This window comes from Candidatus Thermoplasmatota archaeon (genome assembly GCA_029907305.1).
GTDB lineage: Archaea > Thermoplasmatota > E2 > DHVEG-1 > DHVEG-1 > JARYMC01.
The window spans coordinates 1-16,820 of the sequence record JARYMC010000020.1 but is presented as its reverse complement, the minus strand read 5'-3'; the positions used below and the strand labels follow the sequence as shown (position 1 = coordinate 16,820).

General features: G+C 34.0%; 19 protein-coding genes. 11 read left to right on the top strand and 8 right to left on the bottom strand.

Translation table 11 applies throughout. The annotated features are described in order from the left end of the window. The first annotated feature begins 197 nt into the window (after positions 1 to 197). The 4 genes from QHH19_02640 to QHH19_02625 are packed head-to-tail and all read left to right on the top strand — an operon-like array spanning position 198 to position 4,768. On the top strand, positions 198 to 719 hold the full coding sequence (locus tag QHH19_02640) for an HDIG domain-containing protein (GenBank protein ID MDH7517227.1): 522 nt from the start codon (positions 198 to 200) through the stop codon (positions 717 to 719). Positions 720 to 773: 54 nt separating this feature from the next. Further along, positions 774 to 2,210, top strand: coding sequence for a citrate lyase subunit alpha (locus QHH19_02635; GenBank protein MDH7517226.1), 1,437 nt, complete (start codon positions 774 to 776; stop codon positions 2,208 to 2,210). 5 nt (positions 2,211 to 2,215) lie between these two features. Continuing rightward, positions 2,216 to 2,989, top strand: a complete 774-nt coding sequence (locus tag QHH19_02630; GenBank protein MDH7517225.1) for a citryl-CoA lyase — start codon at positions 2,216 to 2,218, stop codon at positions 2,987 to 2,989. A 12-nt stretch (positions 2,990 to 3,001) separates the two neighbouring features. Next, entirely contained in the window at positions 3,002 to 4,768 is a 1,767-nt protein-coding gene (locus QHH19_02625; protein ID MDH7517224.1) for an aconitase family protein, read from the top strand. A gap of 14 nt (positions 4,769 to 4,782) precedes the next feature. Here QHH19_02625 and QHH19_02620 read toward each other — a convergent pair whose 3' ends face one another. The 3 genes from QHH19_02620 to QHH19_02610 form a co-directional block, all read right to left on the bottom strand. Beyond that, positions 4,783 to 6,087 (bottom strand): ABC transporter permease, encoded by a 1,305-nt coding sequence (locus QHH19_02620; GenBank protein MDH7517223.1) that lies wholly within the window; start codon positions 6,085 to 6,087, stop codon positions 4,783 to 4,785. After that, entirely contained in the window at positions 6,084 to 6,800 is a 717-nt protein-coding gene (locus tag QHH19_02615; protein MDH7517222.1) for an ABC transporter ATP-binding protein, read from the bottom strand. Before QHH19_02615 ends, QHH19_02620 begins: the two co-directional genes overlap by 4 nt. 73 nt (positions 6,801 to 6,873) lie before the next feature. Then, on the bottom strand, positions 6,874 to 7,035 hold the full coding sequence (locus QHH19_02610; protein MDH7517221.1) for a hypothetical protein: 162 nt from the start codon (positions 7,033 to 7,035) through the stop codon (positions 6,874 to 6,876). A gap of 129 nt (positions 7,036 to 7,164) precedes the next feature. On the opposite strand from QHH19_02610, the gene QHH19_02605 reads away from it, so the two are divergent. From QHH19_02605 to QHH19_02585, 5 genes are all read left to right on the top strand, one after another. Beyond that, on the top strand, positions 7,165 to 7,797 hold the full coding sequence (locus tag QHH19_02605) for a methyltransferase (GenBank protein ID MDH7517220.1): 633 nt from the start codon (positions 7,165 to 7,167) through the stop codon (positions 7,795 to 7,797). Positions 7,798 to 7,812: 15 nt separating this feature from the next. Next, on the top strand, positions 7,813 to 8,940 hold the full coding sequence (locus tag QHH19_02600; protein ID MDH7517219.1) for a radical SAM protein: 1,128 nt from the start codon (positions 7,813 to 7,815) through the stop codon (positions 8,938 to 8,940). Between the two features lie 70 nt (positions 8,941 to 9,010). Continuing rightward, the gene (locus QHH19_02595; protein ID MDH7517218.1) at positions 9,011 to 9,568 is read left to right on the top strand and encodes a hypothetical protein; all 558 of its coding nucleotides are present in this window, start codon (positions 9,011 to 9,013) and stop codon (positions 9,566 to 9,568) included. A 113-nt stretch (positions 9,569 to 9,681) separates the two neighbouring features. Then, a complete protein-coding gene (locus tag QHH19_02590) occupies positions 9,682 to 10,104 on the top strand; it encodes a hypothetical protein (GenBank protein ID MDH7517217.1) in 423 nt (140 codons plus the stop codon). Positions 10,105 to 10,175: 71 nt separating this feature from the next. Continuing rightward, on the top strand, positions 10,176 to 10,439 hold the full coding sequence (locus QHH19_02585; GenBank protein MDH7517216.1) for a hypothetical protein: 264 nt from the start codon (positions 10,176 to 10,178) through the stop codon (positions 10,437 to 10,439). A 7-nt stretch (positions 10,440 to 10,446) separates the two neighbouring features. Here QHH19_02585 and QHH19_02580 read toward each other — a convergent pair whose 3' ends face one another. After that, positions 10,447 to 11,487 carry a tyrosine--tRNA ligase gene (locus QHH19_02580; GenBank protein MDH7517215.1) on the bottom strand — a complete coding sequence of 347 codons (1,041 nt, stop codon included), beginning with the start codon at positions 11,485 to 11,487 and terminating at the stop codon, positions 10,447 to 10,449. A 3-nt stretch (positions 11,488 to 11,490) separates the two neighbouring features. Beyond that, positions 11,491 to 12,843 (bottom strand): adenylosuccinate lyase, encoded by a 1,353-nt coding sequence (gene purB, locus QHH19_02575; GenBank protein MDH7517214.1) that lies wholly within the window; start codon positions 12,841 to 12,843, stop codon positions 11,491 to 11,493. A gap of 108 nt (positions 12,844 to 12,951) precedes the next feature. Here purB and QHH19_02570 point away from each other — a divergent pair, with 108 nt between their 5' ends. Beyond that, positions 12,952 to 13,935 (top strand): PspC domain-containing protein, encoded by a 984-nt coding sequence (locus tag QHH19_02570; protein MDH7517213.1) that lies wholly within the window; start codon positions 12,952 to 12,954, stop codon positions 13,933 to 13,935. Here QHH19_02570 and folP read toward each other — a convergent pair. Genes folP through QHH19_02555 form a run of 3 tightly spaced genes read right to left on the bottom strand, consistent with a single transcriptional unit; the run spans position 13,932 to position 15,475 of the window. After that, on the bottom strand, positions 13,932 to 14,795 hold the full coding sequence (gene folP / locus QHH19_02565; GenBank protein MDH7517212.1) for a dihydropteroate synthase: 864 nt from the start codon (positions 14,793 to 14,795) through the stop codon (positions 13,932 to 13,934). The two genes, QHH19_02570 and folP, sit on opposite strands and share 4 nt — an antisense overlap. After that, on the bottom strand, positions 14,792 to 15,157 hold the full coding sequence (locus QHH19_02560) for a hypothetical protein (GenBank protein MDH7517211.1): 366 nt from the start codon (positions 15,155 to 15,157) through the stop codon (positions 14,792 to 14,794). The genes folP and QHH19_02560 overlap by 4 nt, the downstream gene beginning before the upstream one ends. A 54-nt stretch (positions 15,158 to 15,211) precedes the next feature. Beyond that, positions 15,212 to 15,475, bottom strand: a complete 264-nt coding sequence (locus tag QHH19_02555; GenBank protein MDH7517210.1) for a hypothetical protein — start codon at positions 15,473 to 15,475, stop codon at positions 15,212 to 15,214. 183 nt (positions 15,476 to 15,658) lie between these two features. Between QHH19_02555 and QHH19_02550 the strand changes: the two genes are divergently transcribed. Beyond that, positions 15,659 to 16,600, top strand: a complete 942-nt coding sequence (locus tag QHH19_02550) for a hypothetical protein (GenBank protein ID MDH7517209.1) — start codon at positions 15,659 to 15,661, stop codon at positions 16,598 to 16,600. Positions 16,601 to 16,820 lie beyond the last annotated feature (220 nt).

Genomic DNA, 16,820 nt, shown 5'->3' with positions numbered 1-16,820 from the left:
CATCTCCATCTGGGTCACAAAGTAATGAAGTAACTCAGGTTATCCTAAAAAAACTTATAAATCAATGATAAAAACAACAACCTAAAAACCTCTCCTTTTTCTTTTATTTTCTACTTGTTTTATAATTTATTGTCTAAAGAGAATGTTAATAATATACATACAGATTACAGAAAAAAGTGATTCTAAGAGGAAAGACCATGGTTGAGAAAAAAGAAATAGAATCAATATTTTCAAAAGAATTACAACTAATTAAAAACCAAGAATTAAAAAACAAGGTTATAAAAGTCTGGAAAGAAGCATCAGATCGGGGAAAATGGGAATCCTTAGATAATGTCCCATTTACACTTTTATTTGAAAATTCAGGTAAACTAACTGATCATACAAAAAGAATTACTAAACTAGCAAAAAGTATTTTGGATAACAGGGAAGAAAAACTAAATCAGGACTACTTAATAGCTGGAGCACTTCTTCATGATGTAGGAAAATTATTGGAATATAAATACGTCAATGGAAAATATGTAAAAAGTGAATTTGGTAAAAAATTTAGACATCCGGTTTCTGGGGCATTACTGGCAAAAGAACTTGGTTTACCTGATGAAGTTGTTTTCATCATCTATGCTCATTCTCATGAAGGAGATGAACTAAAAAGAAGCCCTGAGGCAATAATTATTAATCACTGTGATTTTATAGATTTTGAAATCAAAAAATCAATGGTGTAAAATATGCAATCAAAAAATTCCTTTGTTAAACCAGTGGAGGTAAAAATTGGAGGTATGAGTTTAAAACCTTTTACTGGTGCAAAAAAATATGGTTATGCTTCAAAGGTTACAAGTTTAATTAATGCTTTAAAAAATTGTGGCATTAAAAATGGTGACACTATATCGTTTCATCATCAGTTACGCAATGGTGACAATGTTGTTAATCTGACTTTAGAGGCAATAAAAAATCTTGGTATTAAAAACATCCGCATGGCACAAACTGCAATGTTTGATGCACACAACCCAGTTATTGATTACATTAAAGATGGTGTAATTATTAGAATTGAAGGCAGCATCAATGGGACAGTTGGTGATTATATTTCAAAAAATCCTTTACAATATCCTGTGGTTCTTCGCTCTCATGGTGGTCGTTGGGCTGCTGTGAAAAAAGGAGAACTGCATCCAAATATTGCGGTTATAGCAGCATCAGCGGCTGATGAAAGAGGCAACTGTACAGGTGTTATTGGGGATAGTGCTTTTGGTCCAATATCTTATTCACAAATAGATGCAATGCATGCTGATCATGTTATTGTTGTTACTGATAATGTCGTTGACTATCCTTGTAAATACCAAGAGATTCAAGAAGGATTTGTAGATTATGTTGCAGAAGTTGATTGCATAGGTGATCCAAAAAAAATTATGTCAGGTACAACAAAAATAACTGAAGAGCCGGAAAAGCTAAAGATTGCTCGTGATTGTGTTGAGCTTATGGATGCAGCAGGTTTAATAAAAAATGGTATGGTTTTTCAGTCAGGAGCTGGTGGGATATCTCTTGCTGCAATGAAATTTCTAGGTGAAAGATTAGAAGAAAAAGACGTGGTTGCTTCTTGCGCAACAGGTGGTTTAACAAAATTAATAATAGATATTTATAAAGCAGGTAGGGTTAAAAATATTTATTATTCTCAAGTTTTTGATGATTATTCAGTAAAATTTATACAAAATGATTTAGGTCTTCCCGCAGATATTGGGCATTATGCAGATCCAACATCAAAAGGTAGAACTATAGATGGTTTGGATACAGTTGTTTTGGGTGGGACTGAGGTAGACATAAATTTTAATGTTAATGTTAACACTCATAGTGATGGTAGGTTGTTGCATGGAATCGGCGGGCATCAGGACACAGCTGCTGCTGCGAAACTCACAATAATAACATGCCCGATTTTTAGGAAAACAAATCCAATTGTAAGGGAAAAAGTAACAACTATTTCAACTCCAGGTGATGTTGTTGATGCTGTTGTGACAAACCAGGGAATTGCGATTAACCCTAAAAGAAAAGATATTATTGAAAAAGTTAAAGGAAAAATAGATCTTGTTAACATTGAGGAATTAAAAGACATTGCTTATGATGCAACAGGGGGTCCACAAAAGCTTGAACTAACTGACGAAATAGTTGGTATAACAAAATGGTTTGACGGAACATTATTAGATGTTATAAAAAAAGTAAAGATGTGATGTAAATGAAATGGGTTACAAAAATAACAAAGGTTGAACCAAATCATTTAGTTACCAGAGGTTATCGTCAAGAAGATTTGATAGGTAACATTGCTTTTCCCAGTGTTGTCTATCTTCTTTTAAAAGGTGATCTTCCTTCTAGAGAACATGGGAGAATGATGGATGCAATACTAACATCCTGTATTGATCATGGTGTAACTCCTCCTTCCTCCATGGCTTCAAGAATAGTTGCATCAGCTGATGTGCCCTTGCCAACAGCTGTAGCTGCAGGTGTTTTATCCATTGGGGATGCTCATGGTGGTGCTATTGAAAAAGGTGCAAAATTTTTACAAGAAGGAGTAACTAGAATGAAAAATGAGGGTAAAACAATAAACGATATTGCAAAAATACTAGTTAAAGAATCAATAGAAAATCATAAAAGGATTTTGGGTTTTGGTCATAGAGTTCATACATCTGATCCTCGCACAAAAAAACTGTTTTTACTTGCAGATGAATTAAAAATTACAGGCAATCACATAAAATTATCAAAGGAAATAGAAAAAGAACTTGAAAATCAAACAGGTAAGAAGCTTCCTATTAATGTTGATGGAGCAATTGCTGCAATTTCTTCGGATATGGGTTTTGACTGGAGGCTAGGAAAAGCTTTTTTTATACTAGGTCGTGTAGCAGGATTAATTGCTCATGTTTATGAAGAGCAAACAGAGTTTAAACCAATGAGAGAAATTTTTAAAACAGATTGTGAATATAATGGTCCAGAAGAAAGAGATATTCCTAAATAATTTTTTAAGAGGGTGATTTCAATAGGTAAAACAATTATTCAAAAAATTTTTGAAAACCATAGTAAAGATAAAGCAGAGGTAGGTGACATAATTGATATTGATATTGATGTTCGTATAGCAAGAGATTTTGGGGGAGCAAATGTTGTAAAAAATTTAGAAGAAAATAATTTATCAATTGATGATCCTAAAAAAACATTTTTCACATTTGATTGCAACCCTGGTGGTTGTGATCAGAAATATGCTGTTAATCAACAAATCTGCCGTTTTTTTGCACGTAAAAATGGTATAAAAGTTTTTGACATTGACAAAGGAATAGGAACCCATATTGTTATTGATGAAGGAATAGCTAAACCTGGTGGAACCATTGTTTCTACTGATTCTCATGCAAATATTCTTGGAGCAATAGGTGCTTTTGGCCAGGGAATGGGTGATCAGGATATTGCTCATGCTTGGGCTTATGGTAAGATATGGTTTAAGGTTCCTCCCTCTGTTAAAATTGTTTTAAAAGGTAAACCTTCTGAAACAGCTACACCTAAAGATGTTGTACTTAGGATGTTGCAAGAATTTAAAGCAAATGGGTTACTTGGCTACTCTGCTGAGTTGTATGGTGATTATGTTGATTCACTTTCTCTTGATGGTAAAATAACAATAGCTTCCATGGCAACAGAAATGGGTGGAATAATAATTTTTTTTCCAACAAAAAACATATTTGCTGATCCTGATGCAAAGTATGAGCAAACATTTGAAATTGACATTAACGGTCTTAAACCATTGATTTCTAAACCAGGTCATCCAGAGGATGTGGTAACTGTTGAAAGTATCAAGAATGTTCAATTAGATTCAGGTTTTATTGGTTCATGCACAAATGGTCGTATTGAAGACTTAAGAGCTGTTGCAAAGATTTTAAAAGGTAGAAAAATCGCACCAGGGCGTGTTCTTAAAATTGTTCCTTCAACTGATAAAATTTGGAGAAGATGTTTAGATGATGGTTTAATTAAAATTTTCAAGGATGCAGGTGCACTGGTTGGCTCGGCTGGTTGTGCTGGTTGTGCTGCTGGTCAAATTGGTCAAACAGGTGCTGGTGAAATTACTATTTCTTCAGGTAATCGTAACTTTTTGGGTAAACAAGGCAAGGGTGAAATATATCTAGCTTCACCTGAAACTGTGGCAGCATCACTTTTAGCAGGTTACATTACCACTGTTGATCATATTCCTGAGAAACCATTACCTTTAGAGCTTAAAAAATTTGTAGAAGAAAAGAAAAAAATTCAGGAAAAAAAGGTTGTTGTACCATTTGTTGTTGAAGGTAGAGCTTGGGTTATAAAAAAAGACAATATTGATACAGACATGATTTATCATAACAGGTATCTTTCTATTACTAATATTGATGACATGGGCCAGTACACTTTTGATAATCTAAGAGGTTATGAAGATTTTGCACAGAAGGCAAAAAAAGGGGATATTGTGGTTGCTGGTAAAAACTTTGGAGCAGGAAGCTCTAGACAACAAGCAGTTGATTGTTTTAAATCTCTTGGCATCTCGGTTATTATCGCAGAATCATTTGGTGCAATATATGAGCGTAATGCAATTAATAGCGCAATGCCTATACTAGTTGCAAAAAATATTACTAATGAAATCCATCAAAATGATATTTTATCAGTAGATTTTTTAACTGGAAAAATACTTGATAAAACCCAAAACAAGGTTTTTTATTCAAAACCTTTTTCAAATGTTCAACTAGAAATATACAAGAAAGGAGGATTGTTAAAAAAATTGTAATAAATTTTTTTTTTTTAAAATCTCCTAATTTTATAAATGTTTATTAAAGAAGTACGTCCTTTTTCTTTTTTTCTTCTTGTGCTACCTGTTAATATCCTGTCTGTTTTGAACATCCAAACAACCACATTAATGATTATAATTGCAAATATGGAAACATAAATTATACCGCTTAAAACCAGGTTATAGTCTCCAAAAATAAGTGCTCTTGGCGCCATCATAGGATGAGAAAATGGTATTGCATAAACAAGCACTTTTAACGCAAAAGGAAGAGTATCAAAATCAGCAAACATTGTGATGAACATTGGGATAAGCGCTAGCATAGTTATTGGGAATGTTAATGTCTGCGCACTTTTATAGCTTTTAGTAAAAGTACCAAGCAGCATGCATAAAGCAAGTCCAGCAATTAATGTAATAAAAAGTGAAATACCAACTATTATAAAACCTTGTGAATCAAGAACTAGATTATATTTAGCCAAAACAGCGCCACCTTCTGAAAACTGGAAACCCTGCAGATAATAGTTCATACCGATCATATAAATAACAGCAAGCATTAAACCAATTATAGCACTTGCAACTATTTTACCAGTTACTATACTTGTTCTTTTAACAGGTAAAGTAAGTAAGGTTTCAAGGGTTTTATTTTCTTTTTCAAGAGCCATTGAAGTGATAACTATACCGCCTGCCATGATTATAATCATCATCATAACTATTGGTATAAACATTGATTGAGAAGAAAGCATCTGGGTCAGAGTATTTGGTGAAAGCCCTACAAATTCCCGTTCTTTTAAATAAGTAGTTTCTAGTTTTGTTGTTGGTTCTAAAATAATTGATGCATTAATAGATACATTTTTTTGTATTAATTCTTTTGATATATTAATGTTAATGGTATTGATTAAATATTCAACAACACTTGAAGAAATAGCATCCATAATACCTGCACCTTTCATTATCCAGTAAACCTCAATATTACCTTTCTGACCATTTAAAATCTGGTTAGTAAAATTATGATTAATTATTAACAATGCAACCCCGTTTTCTTGTTTTACAGTCTTTAAACCTTGTTGTTTATCTTTTACAGTTGTTGATTTAAAAACAACTTTGGAATTATTACACAAAATGTTATTAACTATATCTGACAAAGGACTATTATCCTCATTAATAACACCAATTACTGGTGGTTCTTTTGCTTCTTCTTGTATACCTTGAATACTGTTTCCCATTAAACCAAATATTAATGCAACAATAATAATTGGTAAAAAAGTAGCTGGTGTTAATAACTCTCTTAGTTCTTTTTTTATAATATTTCCTAGTGCACTCATTTTACAACCCTCGTAAAAACTTCTTCAATATTTCTAACATTATACTTACTCATCAAATCATTTGGTTTACCTAGTTCCACAATTTTTCCTTCCGCTATTAACGCTATACGGTCACATAAAAACTCTACTTCAAGCATATTATGTGAAGAAAGCAGTACGGTTGTACCTTTTTTGACTGTATTTTTTATAATTTTTCTAATCTCCTGAGCATTTATAACATCTAAACCTGATGTAGGCTCATCAAGTATTGCAAGTTTTGGCTCAGTCATTAAAGCTCTTCCAACAAGTAACCGTCTCATCATACCTTTACTATAAGTATCAACACGATCGTTTATTCTTTCACCAAGATCAGCTATCATTATACCTTTTTCAACAATTTCCTTGCATTTTTTTCCTTCATCAAAAAAACGTGCTATAAACTCAAGATATTCTCTTCCTTTAAGATTTTTATATGCACCAGCATCCTCTGGTAAGTAACTGATTTTTTTTCTTATTTCATTTGGGTTTTTGGTTAAATCATAATCAAGTACTTTTACAGATCCAGAGGTTAAATGTAAAATCGTTGAAATGATTCTAAGAACTGTTGTTTTTCCAGCACCGTTAGGTCCAATTAAACCAAATATTTCTCCATCGTTAACTGTAAAAGATATACCATTAACAGCCATTATTGTACCGTATTTTTTTACTAAATCCTTCACTTCTATAGCAACCATGGTCTTTCCCCTTATAACTTATAATAAACAATTTTATTTTTCTTTAAGATTGGTTATTAATTTTAACTATTTCCTATTTTTCTTTTAGGTATTTCTTACGTATTTCATCTGCTAATTTACCGTCCTCAACAATAAAAGCACCAATGTAACCACAATCTTTGCATTGCCATTTCTGACGATCGTATGGCAGAACCCAATCAACATTTGTTGAACCGCACCTCGGACAAAACTTCATACTACGCCTCCAAAACCTGTAGTCGCAATCATACAACAAGTTCTAATAATTTGCCATTTATAGCATAACAAAACTAAAAATACAGATAATTGGATAATAAAAACAAAAAAAATTTTGGTGAAACATAGTTTGAAAACAAAAAAACCATATAAAACATTTCTATACAATGGTCTTCTTATAGGTCTTCATCCAGAGGTTTACGAACCAGCTGAAGACACATTCCAGTTACTTGAGGCGATTAAAATAAAAAAACATGATTCTGTTTTAGAAATTGGAACTGGCTGCGGGATTATTGCACTTGAATGCTCACGCCGTGGAACAAACGTTGTATGCACAGATGTGAACCCACATGCGGTGGAAATAACTAAACATAACTACCTAAAAAATAAAACACTGTTGAATGGTAAAATTGATGTTAGACGGGGTGATCTTTTTTCAGTTGTTAAACCAAATGAAAAATTTGATGTAATAATCTTCAACCCACCATACCTACCAACAAAATCAGAGGAAAGAACAGGTGGCACAGGCTGGTTTGATGTTGCAACAGATAGTGGTAGAGACGGCCTTTTTTTAACTAGGAAATTCATAAGAGAAGTAGCCAAATATTTACGTGAAAAAGGTCGAGCATATTTTGTTTTCAGTTCATTGGCTGATAGAAAAAAACTCGATGATTATCTAGCTAGATCTAAATTAAAATCAGAAGTTGTTCTAAGCCGCTGGTTTAATGACGAACAAATTGATATATATTGCTTATCCAACTAATAAGAAGAATTTATTATGGGCATAAAAGAGGTTAAAGCAAAATCTATACTTCGTACACAAAACAAGATCGAATCATGGTTTCTATCATACTATGGTATGAATCTTTATCGTGGTTGTTCCCATAACTGTGTTTATTGCGATGGGCGTTCTGAGAAATATCGTGTTGATGGCGAGTTTGGTGAGGATGTTGCTGTAAAAATCAATGCTGTTGATGTTTTACGCAGAGAGCTGAACTTCAAAAGAAAACATGGTTCTTCTAAGAAGGGATATATTTTGGTTGGTGGCGGCGTAGGTGATAGTTACCAGCCAGCTGAAAATAAATACAGGTTGACTAGAAAAGCCCTAGAGCTTTTAACAGTGTATGATTATCCTGTTCATGTTTTAACAAAATCAACTTTGGTGAAAAGAGATTTTGATTTGCTTAAAAAAATTAATGATAAAAAACGTGTCATAGTTAGCTTTAGTTTTTCTTCAGCTGATGATAAAATCAGCAAGGTCTTTGAACCTGGTGTACCACCACCTAGTGAAAGATTAGAGGTTATGCGTTTTTTCAAAGAAAACGGTATAGCTATTGGTATGTTTTTACTCCCTGTTATACCATTTATAACAGATAAACCTGATGTTATGCATGAGACTGTTAGAAAAGCGAGTGATGTTGGTGTTGATTTCATAATATTCGGTGGCATGACACTTAAGGATGGTAAACAAAAAGATTATTTTTTCAGAACCTTACAACGTAGTTACCCAGAGCTTGTTGTTGATTACCATAATATTTACAAGGATGATAAATGGGGTAATGCTGTTGGTGAATACTATGATAGTATAAACCAGATATTCTATGCTATAACAAAGGAATACAAGATTCCAAGACGCATCCCACCTTATCTCTATAGTGATATTCTGAGCGAAAACGATCTAGTAATTGTTATTCTAGAACACATTGATTATCTTTTGAAACTGCAGGGTAAAAAGTCTTCCTATGGTTTTGCCGCATATTCCATCTCCAAGCTAAAACAACCTTTGTCTTCTATGAAAAATGATTTACAGAGCATAAATGGCGTTGGTAAAGTAACAGATGGTATTATACGTGAGATACTTAACACTGGTAGATCATCCTATTATGAGAAACTCTTAATCGGATAATATTTATTCTTAAAAAAATATAAGTACTGTTTGATTGATTTCTCTTATTGAAATATTTTGGGATGTATTGATGAGAAAAACTATATCTTTGAGGCTTACTCCTGATGAGGAGAATATAGTAAAACAACTTGTACGTAATGGTATTTCTCAGAGCAAGATTTTTAGAGAAGCATTGTTGCGTTATTTCGATTCTGTAAACCAGCCTGTAAACCACTTTCAACAGGAGGAAAATGATGAGGCTGTAAACCATGTAAACCAAATTGTAAACCACCCCGGGTATGTAAACCTCTATATTGATCAACTCAACTCACGCATACAGCAACTTGAAAACGAGGCAAACGAATGGAAAAACAAATACTATAACGAAATCAAAGATTTAAAAGAATCATATAAAACTCTTCAAAATGAATACTTCAATCAAACCAAGGATTCAATAAAAAGACTTGATGATAAATTCGATCGCCTCATGTTTTATCTCGAGGAATATCGTAAACCTGTTTTACAGACAATGGATTTGTCTGGAACAAAAAAAGAAGACACACCTGATCATAATACAATAAAAATATCTAAAAGAAAAAAAACTGAGAAACCAAAAAAAGGCTGGGTTTTTAGGATGTATAGAATGTAAAAAAACATTTTATAACCTCTAGTTTTTTTCAGTTTTAAGCCTTTCTCTGTTCAACATCAACAATTTATATAAAGCAAAAAACCATTCTGGGTAATAACTAGGAGTGGATGTATGTGGGAAAAACTATAGGGTTAAAACTTAATGATAAAGAGGAACGCATAGTTAGCCAGTTAACTAGAGAAGGGATAACCCATAGTGAACTACTGAGAGATGCTTTGTGGCATTATTTTACTTCACCAGACAAACCGGTTAATCAAATCAAACAAGACGAGGTTAATATTGGTTTAGAGAATGTTAACCCCATAGTCCGTGATTATATAAATCATTTAAAAGAAGAAATAAACCAGTTGCGTCAAGAAAACGCTAGACTACAAGAACAAATTGAGAGTGAGATGAGTAGATTGCATGGGCATATATACAAAATTTCTACAAACAGTGAGATGTTCAGAAACTCAATGCTTCAAAGAGAAACAAGGTCTCTATCTGATATACACAGCGATATCGATAATTTCCTAAAAAAAGAGAAAAAAATCTAGTTTTTAGGGAAAAAAAAAATTGCGAAAACGATTTATCATACATCTACTTTCTCGGGCTGAAGTGGTTATATATGGCTAACAAAGAAGTTAGTAAATACACAACAGATGATTTACTAAAGAGTGTTAACAAGCTGTTGAAGTTTTCTCAGGACGAAAAAATGGACCCAGCGATTTTTCTACATTCGCTGATTTTTACCTCCGAGTTTATGATAAAAAAATTTAACTTTATACCAAAACAGGTCGCTGAAATAAGAAGACAATCCAGAGAGATCATAGCTGGTATTGATGCAGCTGTACGTGAAGAAAAACGAAGAGAAAACAAGTTAAAAAAATAATTTTTTTTTATTCTTTGTTACTTATTTCCCTCATTTTATCATAGTTACTTGAATGTTTCTCAAAATATTCATGAACTGGTTTAAGTATCATGTTGATATATTTCGCAGTAGAGTTTTTTAAATCCAGTGGGTGAAGACCATTTACGAATGCTCTTTCTAGTTCTTTATAGCTTTTAAACTCTAGGTTTCCACCAAACTTTCCTGGTCTCTCAATCAAAAACTTTTTGTCTATAAGCTCAGGGAAAATAACATATTTACATATCTCCAAAACCGGGTTCCCATCGATTTGTTTCTCCGGGCAAAATGCTTTACTAATCTTCTTATTCACAGCATCAGGCGTATCATGAATAGATATCATCGAGTCAGGTTTACTCTTGCTCATCTTCGCCTCAATTGGATTCATACGACCACCAGCCTGCAAACCAGTCAACAAAGGTGTATGTATTGCAACAGGTGGTTTTTTACCAAGTTTTTTTGAAACATCACGAGCCAGCATATGCGCATGCCTCTGATCCATACCACCATAAGCAACATCCAACCCTAAGTAGAAAATGTCTGATACTTGCATAGCAGGATAAAACAATTTTGATAGGTCTTTATCAGCATCTTCCTCCTCACGTCCCATGATATCCATCGCTCGTTTAACACGAGCCACTGATGTTGCTTTCGCTGTTCTCAAAACAAGCTCCCAATAACTCGGGTCGTTAACATAATCACTAGCATAAACAAACTTCACTTTATCTTCTGGGACACCCATAGCAACGAAACAGTCCTCCATATATTTTCCACAGATTTTTATTTTCTCAAGGTCGCCACCAAGTTTATCGTTTATGTAAGCATGCCAATCAGCTAGTAAAATGGTGAAATCAAAACCACATTCAATAAAATCCTTTATTTTATTTGTACAAATCTTCCAACCAAGATGCACAGTACCAGACGGCTCAAAACCTATGTACGCCTTTGGTTTTGATTTATCTAAAACATATTTTAGTTCCTCAAATGTAACAACCTCTTCCGTGTTAGCTGTTATTTTTTCTAATTTGTTCATGGATCATCTTCTCTCAAGTTTTTTTATAGCCCGCTCGATTATCTCTGGTGTAGCACCAAGATAGTTTTTCGGGTCAAGAGCCTTGTTTATCTCTGCCTGCGTCATTATTTTCAGCTTCTTGTTTTCCTCAGAAAAAACCTCTTTTAGTGATTTGTTTTTTTCAACTGCTTTCAAAGAAATTTTACGCATAAGCTCATGCGCCTCACCACGACCCAGACCTTTTTCTATAAGTTTTGTCATCAGCGACTCAGCCATCGGTAAACCCTTTGATGTCTCAATATTTTTTAGCATCCTATCCGGGAAAACCTTTAGGTTTTTGAAAACAACATTTGTTTGATAAACAATCCAGTCAGTTAGTATCAATGAATGCGGTAAAATAAAACGTTCACCAGCGGAGTTGCATAAATCTCGTTCATGCCATTGTATAGAGTTCTCAAACGTTGGTGTTATGAAACCTCTCACAACACGTGCTAATCCACATATCTGCTCACATGTTATCGGGTTACGTTTATGTGGCATCGTAGAAGAACCAACCTGTTTTTCTTTTTCAAAACTCTCAGCAACCTCACCTATCTCATCACGCTGCAGGTTACGGATCTCTGTCGCAAACTTCTCCATGCTCGTAGCAATATTACATAGTACACACATCAACTCGTTGTACCTATCACGATCAACAATCTGTGTAGCAACATCTTCTACACCAAGCTTCAACTCACTAAGCATGATCTCCTGTATCTTCAGAGCGTTTTTACCAAGAGCAGCACCTGTACCAACAGCACCAGAGAGTTTCCCAACAAGCAAACGACTTTTACATTCATACATACGCTCGAGGTGTCGCTCAACCTCCATCGCGTAACCAGCCATCTTCAAACCAAAAGTAATCGGTATAGTCTGTTGACCATGTGTCCGACCCAACATAATAGTGTTTTTATGTTTTTTTGCTAGATCAACCAAGGTTTTTCTAAGCTCTTTTAAACCCTTTTGTATAAGCTCTGTCGCAGCAGCAAACTGCAAAGCATTCGCGGTGTCAACAATATCATAACTTGTGGCACCAAGGTGAACATATTTACCAGCATCCTTCCTACAAACCTCACTTAGTGCTCTTGTCACAGCCATTATATCATGTTTAGTCTCAGCCTCAATTTTTTTAACCCGTTCAACATCAACAAATTCAACAGACGCTTTTTTTGTAATCTCATCAGCAGCACTCTTCGGTATATCCCCAACTTTTGCATGGGCACGGGCAAGAGCAGCCTCAACATCAAGCAGAAACTGCAAGCGTCTTTTTTCACCGAAGATATCCTTTAGCTCCTTTCTCCCATATCTATAGTCAAGCGGACACACAGCATTCTCCATAATAAACATCCTCAAACCAAGAATCCGTTAATCCTTAATCTCTTTTTCCAAAACCATAATTTATAAACATGGATATATTATCAACTCTAATTAACAGGGGAGAAAAACATGGTTTATTGCTCAAAATGTGGTAAAGAAAATGAGGATGATGCAGAATTTTGTAGTAAATGTGGTAATAAATTAACTGCTGCAAAAAAGACTGATACATCAGCTAGGAAGAAAAAAACCTCTTTAGATGAGCAGGTTGAAAACTTTGCTGAAGAAATTGGGCAACTTGGAATAAAAGCAGGTAAAACAATCGAAAAAGGAGTGAGAGATTTCGGTGAAGAAGTCAGCGATATAGGAAAAAGAGTTACCAAAGAATTGGAAAAAACAGGTAAAGAATTCGAAGGCTGGGTTGATCGAACCTTTGGTATACTCTGGCCTTTGATTGTGAGTATTATAGGTTTAGCTGTTCTTTGGATCATTATTGTTGTTATGAAATCTACATCTGGTACAGTTCCTGTTTTTGCTGATGTAGGTGATTTTCTACAAACCTATTTATGGTTGTTTTTTTGTTTAATGCTGTTTTTTTTATACACTGGTTATGCTTCTAGAAAATATCAGCCTTTTAGGTGGATTTCACCTGTACTCAGCGCTATAGGTATTATACTTGTTATATGGGTTGTTATAGAAATTTTTAGGATATTTGATTTTTTTGGTATCAGGTTTTTTGAGGATTTCTTATTAGCGATTAATAGGGTTCTACCACTCATATTTATTCTTGTTCTCATCTTCGGGTATTTTGTTTTAATGTTTACAGCAACTGTGAGACAAAACATAAAAGGCTGTGAGGAGACCGCTAACAATGTTGATTCTAAATCATCTGATAATGTTTCTGAGACATCTGATTATAGGCGTCTTTATAGATCAGGAAAAGACAGGATCCTAGGCGGGGTATGTGGGGGCATCGGGGATTATTTTAAGATAGACCCGGTTTTAGTTCGTATTTTCTGGGTGGTTATAGTATTTTTCCCACCAGGACTCGGTATTCTGCTATACATTTTGTTTTGGATTATTGTACCAAGAAACCCTAATCATAGCTGGCATTAATGTTTCTTAACAACACGATCCACTAAACACAGACATCTACGCGTCTCTTTCACATCATGAACACGTACCATATCAGCACCATTCATAACAGATATACATGCAGCTGCGAGACTCCCCTCAAGTCGTTCTGTAACAGGTAATGGGGTCTGACCACCACATACATTACCAATAAAAGTTTTTCTGGATGCACCAACCATGATCGGGTAACCAAGTTTTTTAAACTCAGAAAGCCGCCTCAGTATCTCACAGTTATCCTCTATGCCACGCCCCGTTCTTTTACCAAAACCAATACCTGGATCAATTATTATTTTATCTTTTTTGATATCATTGAAAATCGCATAGTCACTCCTCTCCTTCAAAAAACTGTATATCTCTTTCACAACATCATCGTACACAGGATCAACCTGCATATCCCGTGGGTTACCCTTCATATGCATAAGACATATAGGTACATCATACTTTGCGACAACATTAGCAAGTTTTTTGTCACCACGAAGGGCACTGATATCATTAATCATACCAACACCCAGATCCAAAACCTTTTTTGCAACCTCAGACTTGTACGTATCAACAGAAATAGGGATATGTAGCTTATCAACCAGCTGCTCCACAACAGGTATAACACGGTTTTTCTCTTCCTCAAGCGAAACCGACATAGCACCAGGCCTTGTAGACTCACCACCTATATCAATTATATCTGCACCATCTTTCTCCATCTCTATAGCATGATTAACTGCCAATTCTGTGGAAAAATATTTCCCACCATTTGAAAAAGAATCGGGTGTAACATTCAAAATACCCATAACAATTGTTCTTTCATCTAGGTCAAATATTTTTTTTCCTATTTTTAGAAACCTCATTTAACACCCTTTAAAACCATGCTTATTTCTTTTGCGATTTCCTTCAACCTGGAGTAATGCCTATCTAGTTTATTGGCCAGTTCGTTTAGTTGTTTAACAGTTCCCATTATCAGTATGTCACCGGTTTTGTCATGTAGCTGAAACGTGTTTTTTGGTACGGCAACTTCACCACCTATTGAGAGCATATCTTGTTTTATTATTATGGCATCCTGCAGTAGCACGTTTTCTAGTTTGATTACTTTGGAAACTGCTTTTGGGGCCATTATTTCTATACTAACTGGATCGCTACCTATTTTCTTGATTTCTTTTCTTGCATCTTGTAGTGTTTTAACATCTATGAATTTAGGTTTATATTTTGTCACAAGAACATAGAATACGTTTTTTCTATATCAAATATTTGTAGAAAATAAGAAAAATTATTTTTTCTGTTTTTTAACCTCTTTAATCAATATAATTACATCGGGCAGCACTGTAAATAAAAAAAGAACAAACAAGATAGCATCACGATTTTTTATCAAAAACACCTCTGCGGGAGAACGTCCTTGGTAATAACTCCAAACTTCAGGAGGCATATCATCTGGTTCTTTTGGCACAGGGTTTTGTATCACAAATATTGCAACTACGCTCCATACAATCAATGATAATAATAAATAGATCACAATTTTTTTCTTTTTTTCCATCCTCTCAAATATTATGAATCTTAGTTCGAATATTAACATTTTTGAAAAATAAAGTCATAATTAAGAAGATGCAGGGAAGAGATTTAACGCCAATTTAGTCATAAAAAATAGGTTTTTCTCATGTTGAACCAAAAAGAGTAAGTTAATAAAGAAATATTAGATTTAAAGGTTGAGGAGATGAGGATGGCAGTTCTCACTAAACTTGGTGAAGGCTGGGTGTTATTAGCGGATTCTTTTAGATTTTTACGTAAGAAACCCATCTTTTTAGTTCCACTATTTTTTTCTTGGATTTTTGTTGCTGCTATTGTTTTAATTTTAAGATATTATATTTACTTTGGTATTCCACATAGTTTAGAAGAGTTTTATTTAATCCTTCTTTTTATCTTTTTAATAATTTTCCTGATTACCCTTATTATATGTATGGCAAACATTGTGATGCTTGAATTTATTCAGCAAATAGAGTTAGGTGAAAAAATTTCATTTGGTAAAGCATTGAAAGAAGCAGTAATTCTTGATTCATACAAGGTTATCCCTGTTGCTCTTATTTGGGCGATTGTTTGGTTTATTATTTTGATTATAAAAGTATTGACAAGTAAAAAAAAGGGAAGAACCTCAAGACCAACGCCATCCCCGAGAGATGCTGCATTAACTCTTGCAGGATATAACTCGGGACCTTTTAGTTGGTTTAAATTGGGTTTGAGGATGTTTGAAAAACTTTTTAGGATGTATATCTTTTTAACATTGCCTGCAATTGCCTGGGAGAATAAGGGACCTTTTTCTGCTTTTAAACGCTCATTAGAGATAATCAAGAAGCATCCTTTACAATTTCTCACAACTTATACATTAACTGGTGTAGCAGCATTTTTTATGGCGATACCTATACTTATTATTCTTTTAATGGTTAGAGCAGGCATGGATTTTCCAGATTTATTTTGGATGGGAGTTATAATTTACGAAGGTATTGTTTGGACGCTGGGTATCTATTTAGAACAAATGTCTGTTGGTCTACTTTATTTATGGCATTTGAAATGGGTTAAAAATGGTGAAACTGGAGAACTTTCCTCAGTTCCAAGACCCGATTTATTAGATGAATATTATGAATTAAAAGAATATGCAAAAATATAAAAAAAGTGCAGGGGAAGGGATTTGAACACCAAAATACATGTAAAATTAAACATTTACTCCTGTTGACATAAAAAGAGTAGATTTATGAGCAAATAATCTATTTTGGAGTTAAGGCGAACAGGATGAAAAGAAAAAAAATCCTTATATTATTAGCTATTTCCATTATTTTATTACTGATTGGAGTCTGTATTTATCTTATACCATATATCCATTTTATACC

Coding starts and splice junctions, on each gene's coding strand:
- QHH19_02630 (MDH7517225.1), top strand. CDS start 2,216: ATGAAATGGGTTACAAAAATAACAAAGGTTGAACCAAATCATTTAGTT.
- QHH19_02610 (MDH7517221.1), bottom strand. CDS start 7,035: ATGAAGTTTTGTCCGAGGTGCGGTTCAACAAATGTTGATTGGGTTCTG.
- QHH19_02580 (MDH7517215.1), bottom strand. CDS start 11,487: ATGAACAAATTAGAAAAAATAACAGCTAACACGGAAGAGGTTGTTACA.
- QHH19_02620 (MDH7517223.1), bottom strand. CDS start 6,087: ATGAGTGCACTAGGAAATATTATAAAAAAAGAACTAAGAGAGTTATTA.
- QHH19_02615 (MDH7517222.1), bottom strand. CDS start 6,800: ATGGTTGCTATAGAAGTGAAGGATTTAGTAAAAAAATACGGTACAATA.
- QHH19_02585 (MDH7517216.1), top strand. CDS start 10,176: ATGGCTAACAAAGAAGTTAGTAAATACACAACAGATGATTTACTAAAG.
- QHH19_02635 (MDH7517226.1), top strand. CDS start 774: ATGAGTTTAAAACCTTTTACTGGTGCAAAAAAATATGGTTATGCTTCA.
- QHH19_02570 (MDH7517213.1), top strand. CDS start 12,952: ATGGTTTATTGCTCAAAATGTGGTAAAGAAAATGAGGATGATGCAGAA.
- purB (MDH7517214.1), bottom strand. CDS start 12,843: ATGGAGAATGCTGTGTGTCCGCTTGACTATAGATATGGGAGAAAGGAG.
- folP (MDH7517212.1), bottom strand. CDS start 14,795: ATGAGGTTTCTAAAAATAGGAAAAAAAATATTTGACCTAGATGAAAGA.
- QHH19_02550 (MDH7517209.1), top strand. CDS start 15,659: ATGGCAGTTCTCACTAAACTTGGTGAAGGCTGGGTGTTATTAGCGGAT.
- QHH19_02600 (MDH7517219.1), top strand. CDS start 7,813: ATGGGCATAAAAGAGGTTAAAGCAAAATCTATACTTCGTACACAAAAC.
- QHH19_02555 (MDH7517210.1), bottom strand. CDS start 15,475: ATGGAAAAAAAGAAAAAAATTGTGATCTATTTATTATTATCATTGATT.
- QHH19_02595 (MDH7517218.1), top strand. CDS start 9,011: ATGAGAAAAACTATATCTTTGAGGCTTACTCCTGATGAGGAGAATATA.
- QHH19_02640 (MDH7517227.1), top strand. CDS start 198: ATGGTTGAGAAAAAAGAAATAGAATCAATATTTTCAAAAGAATTACAA.